12 protein-coding genes are annotated in these 7,150 nt (G+C 69.3%); 1 reads left to right on the forward strand and 11 read right to left on the reverse strand.

Features of this window, described 5'->3' with window-relative positions:
- The 10 genes from ABH925_RS37225 to ABH925_RS37270 form a co-directional block, all read right to left on the reverse strand.
- Window positions 1–359 (reverse strand): hypothetical protein (locus tag ABH925_RS37225; RefSeq protein WP_370156002.1); only part of this gene is annotated, 359 nt, incomplete at its 3' end.
- Between the two features lie 160 nt (window positions 360–519).
- Window positions 520–753, reverse strand: coding sequence for a hypothetical protein (locus ABH925_RS37230; RefSeq protein WP_370155977.1), 234 nt, complete (start codon window positions 751–753; stop codon window positions 520–522).
- A 61-nt stretch (window positions 754–814) separates the two neighbouring features.
- On the reverse strand, window positions 815–1,435 hold the full coding sequence (locus ABH925_RS37235) for a hypothetical protein (protein ID WP_370155979.1): 621 nt from the start codon (window positions 1,433–1,435) through the stop codon (window positions 815–817).
- 384 nt (window positions 1,436–1,819) lie between these two features.
- Window positions 1,820–2,278 carry a hypothetical protein gene (locus tag ABH925_RS37240; protein WP_370155981.1) on the reverse strand — a complete coding sequence of 153 codons (459 nt, stop codon included), beginning with the start codon at window positions 2,276–2,278 and terminating at the stop codon, window positions 1,820–1,822.
- 130 nt (window positions 2,279–2,408) lie between these two features.
- The gene (locus tag ABH925_RS37245) at window positions 2,409–3,215 is read right to left on the reverse strand and encodes a Ku protein (RefSeq protein ID WP_370155983.1); all 807 of its coding nucleotides are present in this window, start codon (window positions 3,213–3,215) and stop codon (window positions 2,409–2,411) included.
- A gap of 168 nt (window positions 3,216–3,383) precedes the next feature.
- Window positions 3,384–3,743, reverse strand: coding sequence for a hypothetical protein (locus ABH925_RS37250; RefSeq protein WP_370155985.1), 360 nt, complete (start codon window positions 3,741–3,743; stop codon window positions 3,384–3,386).
- Between the two features lie 122 nt (window positions 3,744–3,865).
- Window positions 3,866–4,717 (reverse strand): helix-turn-helix domain-containing protein, encoded by an 852-nt coding sequence (locus ABH925_RS37255; RefSeq protein WP_370155988.1) that lies wholly within the window; start codon window positions 4,715–4,717, stop codon window positions 3,866–3,868.
- 23 nt (window positions 4,718–4,740) lie between these two features.
- On the reverse strand, window positions 4,741–5,265 hold the full coding sequence (locus ABH925_RS37260; RefSeq protein ID WP_370155990.1) for a DUF6879 family protein: 525 nt from the start codon (window positions 5,263–5,265) through the stop codon (window positions 4,741–4,743).
- The gene (locus ABH925_RS37265; RefSeq protein ID WP_370155992.1) at window positions 5,243–5,707 is read right to left on the reverse strand and encodes a hypothetical protein; all 465 of its coding nucleotides are present in this window, start codon (window positions 5,705–5,707) and stop codon (window positions 5,243–5,245) included. The genes ABH925_RS37260 and ABH925_RS37265 overlap by 23 nt, the downstream gene beginning before the upstream one ends.
- A 311-nt stretch (window positions 5,708–6,018) precedes the next feature.
- Window positions 6,019–6,513 (reverse strand): YrhB domain-containing protein, encoded by a 495-nt coding sequence (locus ABH925_RS37270; RefSeq protein WP_370156000.1) that lies wholly within the window; start codon window positions 6,511–6,513, stop codon window positions 6,019–6,021.
- Between ABH925_RS37270 and ABH925_RS37275 the strand changes: the two genes are divergently transcribed.
- The gene (locus tag ABH925_RS37275; protein WP_370155994.1) at window positions 6,466–6,714 is read left to right on the forward strand and encodes a hypothetical protein; all 249 of its coding nucleotides are present in this window, start codon (window positions 6,466–6,468) and stop codon (window positions 6,712–6,714) included. The two genes, ABH925_RS37270 and ABH925_RS37275, sit on opposite strands and share 48 nt — an antisense overlap.
- 44 nt (window positions 6,715–6,758) lie before the next feature.
- Here the strand turns inward: ABH925_RS37275 and ABH925_RS37280 are convergent.
- A partial coding sequence (locus ABH925_RS37280; protein WP_370155997.1) for a hypothetical protein occupies window positions 6,759–7,150 on the reverse strand: 392 nt, incomplete at its 5' end.

A 7,150-nucleotide genomic window follows, 5' to 3' on the forward strand; every position in this document is an offset into this window, starting at 1 on the left:
GCCAGCGGCAGGGACGGGCGGGCGCGCTGCCACAGGTCCTGCAGCCCGGCGTAGGGCTGGCCCGCCGCCAGGCGCTGCACCTCATCGTCGCAGGCTCCCTTGACCGCCGACAGGGCCAGGCGCACGCCCCAGCCGGTGTCGGTCTGTTTCTTGTGCCACCCCTGGGGATCACCGGGCTCAGCTGCGGCCAGCAGATCTTCCAGGGCATTGAGTGCGAAGGCAGCGACAGGATCCGTGTCCTCGCGCAGCTGCCATCCGCGCACAGGGTGCCTGTCACCCGCACTCGCCAGCCAGCGTGTCAGCACCGGTCGCAGCGGCTCCTGGGGAACCGTCGCGGTCTGCTCGCCATCGTCATCCACTTGCGGGTCCTCACTGTTCGGATACACCCCGAACGGGCCGCGCTCGCCCGGGTGACGCGCCCCCAGTAGGGGGCCACCACCCTTGCGCAGAAGAGGGTTCGTCAGCAAGTACAGCGCCTGTCTGCGGAAGCCGCTGGGACGAAAAAAGTCTCCCACCACCTCACAGGTGAAATGTGATCTGCGGGGCGGGGAGCCCGGCGAAGTCGGCGACGCGTTCCCGGTAGATGATGCCCAAGCCCAGTGCGGTGAGCAGGTGCTGGCAGGACTGGTTCAGAGTGGACTCTGGGGTGACCGGTTTGGTAGAGGCCGGGACGGTCGGTCGGTCCCCGGGTGGCGAGGCGGGGCTGGTCCTGGACGTACTGGGCGTAGCCGAGCAGGTGGGCGTGTCGGGCATGTCGGCAGTCGGGCATCGCTGCCCGGCCGGTGGTCTGCAAACCGCGCTTCCGCTGCTTTGGTTACCGCTGGAACAGGACCTCAGTACGCACTCCACCTGCCCAGCGCTCCACCCGGGTCGTGAGCGCAGCCGCGTCAGGGAGGGCATCCCCAACAGTCAGTTCGACGACGGGCTCTGGTCGACGTCGACCGCTGGCATTGCGGCTGGGGTACGCGTAGTCCTCGACGTCCTCGAACACGCTCTTGCCGCGCGGGGGGCTGTTGTCGTAGATGAAGCTACCGGTGTTGATCGGCGCCAGTTGTACCCGATCGCCGTGCCGACGCAGGAGTTCAGCCGTGTCGAGATACAGAACCAACTGCGGACGTGCCCGGTAGTTCCTTGCTACGAGCAGGCCCTGCAGGCGCTTGAAGCTGAGCCAGAAAAAGACCCGGCCGTTGAGGCAATCAAGGTACTCCTGCGGGGTGGTATCAGGAGTGAGGAACTGCTGAAACTTCGTCAGCGGAAGCTGGTCACGGACAGTGGCCCGCCCGAGCTCAGGGTGCTCCATGGTGACGCTCGAACGCCGCACACCTTCCAGAACGGCGCTGCGCACAGGCTCCACGGGATCGTAGAGGTCAACAAGTGCTCGCGTACTCAGCAGTCCGTGACGCTCGATGGACGGCCACGCGCCGTCGTCGGTCATGTGAAACAGCGTCGGATGCGCACGGACGAGCTGAGTTCGATCCACTGTACGAAGGTAACGCCGGGCTCATCAGACGGACAAGCGAGCGCTCGTCTCGTTCGCCTGTCCTTTGGGTCAGACACAGGCCATCAGCTGTGAGAAAAGGACATCAGATACAGGAACCTACAAGGGGGTGCCGGGGTCGAGGGTGACCTGGTAGGCCGTCCGGCCCGGGCCATAGTCGTGGCGTTCCCGGACGACACCGATTCTCCAGTGGCCCTCGATCCGCACCTGCACGACAGGCTTGTGTCCGGTGGCGTAGACGAGGATCTCCGGCGGGTTCGCCTTCGCCTCGGGGCGGGACCTCCACCGCTTCCGGCAGCCGCTCCCCTGCGTCCGAGCTGCTCATAGCTCGCTGGTCTCGGTGACCGGCCGGATCCGCTCCCGCGGATCCAGGGTCCCCTTCATCCCGACGACGGACAGGAACAGCCGCCACCCATCGTCCGCGCAGTCCACGGTGGCGCCGAACCCCACGGCCGGCGGGACCGGGCGGGTGCTGTAGCGGTCGTAGCGCACCACACCGGGCACGGCCGCCACCACGGCGAGCAGCGCCTGCTCCACCGCACCAACCGGGACCTTCGCCGCGCCCAGGTCGGGCACCGGCATGGGGTCCGGCTGTTCCCGGCCGACCGCGGCCGGTGCGACGCCGGACGCACCGGTGACCATCCAGCACACCCAGCTCTGGCGCCCGGCCAGTTGGACGGCCAGACCGTAGGGGCGCTCTTCCCAGACGTCGGCTCGGGCGATGCCCGGGGTATTCGGCAGCCGGGCATGGAGCAGGTCGCGCAGTGCGAGGGGGGTCATGGCCGAACCGTACCGGCGGTCGCTCGTTTGTCCGGGTGACCACGCCCTTCAGACCGAGGACCGGACCCACCACAGCCCCCTCCTCGACACGGACAGTCCCGGATTCACCGCGCCGGGTACGGGCCGCGGCTCATGACGCGTGGCGTGCCCGCTTGGCCGTCACCTTCCGGGCCGGCTTCCCGGGCTCAGCATCGCCGCGGCCTCGCTGGGCGTCCTCGACGCTGGCGCTGAGCGCGGCCATCAGGTCCTGCACCGGCCCGGCCGGCTGCCGCACCTGCGCGCGCGGCGGTGTCTCGCCCTTGAGCCGGGCATCGACCAGGGCCCGCATGGCGGCGGCGTAGTCATCGTGGAGCGCCTCCAGGTCGAATCCCCGCGACATCGACGTCATCAGGGACCGGGCCATGGCCAGCTCCTGCCGGTGCACCGTGACATCGGAAGGCGGGGCCAGGCCCTCGGGCGAGCGGATCTCATCGGGCCACAGGGCGGTCTGCAGCACGATCAGGTCCCCCACCACCCGCAGCACCGCGAGGGATTCGCGGGTGGACAAGGTCACCTTGGTGACCGCGATCCGCCCGGACTCCCGCATCGCGTCGCGCAGCAGCACGTACGGCTTGTTCGGGGTCTTCGCGGCCGGCGTCACGTAATACGGCGTGCCCAGCCGCAGCGGGTCGATGCTGTCCGCGTCGACGAACGCCAGCACGTCCACCACCTTCTTCGACGGCAGCGGCAACTCCTTCAGATCCTCCTCGGTGACCACCGCGGTACGCCCGTCCGGGGTGTCGTAGCCCTTCGCGATCTCCGCGTACGGAACCTGCGCGTCCTCGAGTTCACAGAACCGCTTCAGCTTGATCCGCCCGCCGTCGCGCTCATGCACCTGGTGCGCCCTGGGACCGGTGTGCTCCTCCGTCGCCCGCTCCAACGAAACCGGCACAGACACCAACCCCGAACGTGATCGTTCCCTTCCACGCCATCGCCGCCTCCAGGTCAGATCCGGGGGGCCTTCCACGCTACGACCGGTCCCGTGACCACGCAGCATGGGCCAGGTGCGGCCGTCCCGCGCCGGGCCCGGGGGCGGGCAGGCGGCCGCCGTACTGCTACGGGCGCGTCATGACGCTGCCGCGGACGGGCAGGCGAGCAGGCTGGCCAGCGGGATCGTGCTGGCCGGGTCCTGCAGTTCGGCAGCGGCGGCGTAGACGCGGACCGGGTCGGCGCCCAGGTGGTCGACGGCGGCCTGCACCAGGCCCTCCGCCAGCAGTCGGTGGACCCGGCTCTCCCGCAGGTGCTCGGCCACCGCCAGGGTCAGCGCCTCCAGCGAGGGCACCTCGATCCTGCGGATGCTCTTGCCGCGGCGCTGCTCGATGGTCGCCCACAGCACCACCTGGCCGCTGTCGGCGTCGAACGCGATCCGGAACGGCAACTGCTCCGCCTGGTCGCACGACGGCCGCTGGTCTGCTGGATCGGACATGGCTGGCTCCACTCGCATCGGACGTGTCGGGCACCGCGGCCTGATGCCCGTGGTGACACTTCGTCACGGTCCTCCTGCCCGGTCCCGCTCCGCGAGAAGGTTTCACGGTGTTGCACGCGAGTTCAGCGCAGGGCGTCCAGGGCCTCCTCGATCCGGTCGCGGGCAGTCTGCCCGTAGACGGCCATGCGGCCCAGTTCCACGAACGCCCGCTCGTACAGGTCGATCTCGCCGGGGGCGGTGATGGTGATCAGCGCGGACAGCGTCTCGACGATGACGCGCTCGCGGTCGAAGAGGTAGAACGGCTCCACCAGCCACATGTGGGGCCGGTCCGTAGTGAAGGGGATGACGCCCAGCGCGACCGAGGGCAGCTGCATGACCTGCAGCAGGTGCTCCAGCTGCTCGCGCAGGACCGGGGCGGAGCCGATGCGGTGGCGCAGCGCGGATTCCTCGGTCAGCACCACGAAGCGGTGGTCACCCTGGTGCAGGGCCTGCTCGCGGCGCCGGCGCGAGGCCACGGCCTGCTCCACGTCGTCCGGGGTGCCCTGGAAGCGGGTGTGTGCCTTCATCGTCGCGGTGGCGTAGGCGGTGGTCTGGAAGAACCCGGCGATGCCGCTGCCGGTGTAGACGCGCTGGACGCGGGTGCGGTCGTGCAGCTCCAGGATGTCCTCCTGGGTGCGGAGCATCCCCAGCCGCTGCCCGCGCCGCCACTCCACGTACAGGTCCTCGGCCTGCCGGACGGCCGCGATCAGGTCCGCCACCTGGTCCGGGACCCCGCACGCCCGGCACCAGGCCCAGATGTCCGCATCCGAGGGCGCGGTGGTCGCACTCTCCAGCCTGGACGTCTTCGCCGGCGACCAGGCGCAGCGCCGCGACAGCTCGCGCCCGTTGATCCCGGCCTGCCGCCGCAGTTCGCCCAGCCGTCTGGCCAGGCGTTCGCGGGCCTGCTGCGCGGATGAGGAGGATGAGCGTGCCACAGTCGCGTCGCGTCAGGGGCCGGTCAGGGCCGGTAGTCGGCGTGGTCGACGGCGCGTTCCCACGCCGACTCGAACGCCGTGGCGCAGAGCTTGATGACAGCCGGTTCGGTGCGCAGCTCGAAGGGGTCCCCGGTCCAGTCACCGTCGCCGGTGAAGTGGTTGAACAGCACCGTGTGGTCGTCGATGACCCAATAGTCGTTCCCGGGCAGCGCCAGGTCGGAGGCGTTCACGCGGGGCAGCCAGCGCACGAGCTCGCCGGAGGCGAGGTTGCCGCCGGTGGTGGCGTGCAGCCAGCGGGTGTACTCGGTGATGGGCTCGGAGACGATGCGGGTGCGGCGCACCACCACGCCGGAGGAGACAGCGTCGCGGATGATCCGGGACCAGTGCGCCCAGCCCGGCGAGTCCAGATCGGTGTCCGCGATGCCGGTGGAGCGCCAGAGCCCGAACGCCTCCTGTTCCTGCTTGACGGCGTAGCTGTCGCGCATCTCCATGTGGACAGCTGAGACCCGGGCCGAACCGATCAGCTCAGCCCAGTCGATCTGCTTCATCGCACGCCCTCCGCAGTGTGGGGATCAGTCGGGCGGGCAGACGCACGACGTCCTCGCCCCGCGGGATGCCCGCCAGGTGGTTCGGGGCCGGCGTCGCGGTGACGCGCTCACGCAGCTCGGGCCCGGCAGCCCAGCCCTGGATCACGATCTCCCGCGCCTGCGCGTCGACCCACACTCCCAGCGCACCGCCGTCCTGCGCCTCGGAGCCGACGGCACCGAAGCGGTCCGCCTCCTCGCAGGCCTGCCGCAGCATGGGGCTCAGCCGCGCGGCGATCCGGACCACATCCTCGCCCCGGCCCAGCGTCGCGGAGATGCGCTCGCGCAGCTGCGGCCCGGCAGCCCAGCCCTGGATCACGATCTCCTTCACGTCCTCGTCGACCCACACCGTCGGCGAACCGCCGTTCTGCGTCTCAGGGTCGATCGCGACAAACCGTAACGCCATGGGAGCCTCCCGAACCAGACCGGTTGCACAACGTTCCACGACCATGACCCTGATCATGACCAGGCGTCAACAGTACGTAACGGCCCACGGTGAGACGCCCACTGTCCCCGTGGCCGCCTTCAACGGCCCCCCTTCCGGGTCCCGAAGGAGCAGCCCGCCGGCCGGACCTTCCCGACAGCACGGGGGGCTTGAGGTTACGGGCGGAGGTCGGCGACAGGGCATCCTCCAGCGCGAGCAGCTGATCGCACACGGTGGCAAGCGCGGGTGAACGGCAGACCCTGCTCGCTGAAGAGACGGCTCGTCTGCAGGGTTCAGGCGGATCTGATGGTCTCCACGGCGAGCACCGGGTCAAGCGGCTCTACGAGCTCCTCGGCGGCGACGGCGACGAGGCGCGCTGGAGCGTTGCCGTTCACCAGGGCGGCTGCATATTCGATCGCCTCCGCGGGGGACAGTGCAGGGAGGCGCCGGCGCAGCTCACGGACGCTGGCCATGCGCCCGCAGTCAGTGCCGATCCGGAGGATCTCGTCGTGGAGATCGTCTACCGCGTTACGGACAGGTAGCCTACGGATGCGGGATCTGTAGTCGTCTTCCCAGGCTCCCTGCATGGCTGACACAACGCCGATTAGGTGCAGTCCGCGGTCGACCAGGTATGGCCCGCTGCCGACGAGCTGGGCCTCCGGGTTGCGTGTTCGGACGAACTCCTCGGACTGGTAGTGGACCATCCAGACGAGCTCGTGCTCCTCAGGGATGCTGCGCCGATGATCGAACGCAAGGCAGCAGCCCAGCTGGTCAACGAAGAGCTGGATCGCGTAGAGAGGCGGGTGTCTGCCCGCCCGAACAACGTGCGCATGGTCGTCACGCTTGCCGCACTTGGTCGAGGTCTGTCACTGCGCGGGTCACGAGTACTGGAACGGGCTGCGCCCGCGACGGTCAGCGCGAAACTCGCTGGCCTGATCGGGGCCCGTGAAGGTCGAGTCGGTACCGGTCGTTCTCCTCCGAATGGGTGATCCGCCCCCTGCCTCAGGGTGAGGCGCGGGGAGCGAAGCCGTTGTTACGGTCCAGGCAGAACAGGCCCACCTGCCCTGCGGACCGGAGGATTGCACGTGTCCACTGCCACCAAAACGTCACCCACGCCAGGACGACTGGGCGCCCTCTGGGCCGCAATCCACGCCCCCGTGGCCGGGGTGCCTCGTTGGGCCAGGGTCGCCGCCTGCACCGTCCCTTTCACCGTCTTGCCGTCCAGTGCCTGGCGGATCGCGGCAGTGGTCTTCCACGCCTCACTCGATGACGGCAGCGCAAGCGACGCGGGAAGCCTCCCATCCTGGATGCCGATCCAGTTGTACGTGGTCTTAGACGCCGTTTTCGTACCGAACTTGATCGACTGTTTTCGCAGGTCAGGTATGGCGTTGTCGTTTGTGCGGAAGAGCTGAGCCATCGGGGATT

It is taken from the genome of Streptacidiphilus sp. EB129 (genome assembly GCF_041262645.1).
Lineage (GTDB): Bacteria > Actinomycetota > Actinomycetes > Streptomycetales > Streptomycetaceae > Streptacidiphilus.

Excerpts from the sequence above, each read along its gene's own strand:
- ABH925_RS37250 (WP_370155985.1), bottom strand. The coding sequence starts at position 3,743 with ATGTCCGATCCAGCAGACCAGCGGCCGTCGTGCGACCAGGCGGAGCAG.
- ABH925_RS37240 (WP_370155981.1), bottom strand. The coding sequence starts at position 2,278 with ATGACCCCCCTCGCACTGCGCGACCTGCTCCATGCCCGGCTGCCGAAT.
- ABH925_RS37260 (WP_370155990.1), bottom strand. The coding sequence starts at position 5,265 with ATGAAGCAGATCGACTGGGCTGAGCTGATCGGTTCGGCCCGGGTCTCA.
- ABH925_RS37230 (WP_370155977.1), bottom strand. The coding sequence starts at position 753 with ATGCCCGACACGCCCACCTGCTCGGCTACGCCCAGTACGTCCAGGACC.
- ABH925_RS37235 (WP_370155979.1), bottom strand. The coding sequence starts at position 1,435 with ATGACCGACGACGGCGCGTGGCCGTCCATCGAGCGTCACGGACTGCTG.
- ABH925_RS37275 (WP_370155994.1), top strand. The coding sequence starts at position 6,466 with ATGATCGAACGCAAGGCAGCAGCCCAGCTGGTCAACGAAGAGCTGGAT.
- ABH925_RS37265 (WP_370155992.1), bottom strand. The coding sequence starts at position 5,707 with ATGGCGTTACGGTTTGTCGCGATCGACCCTGAGACGCAGAACGGCGGT.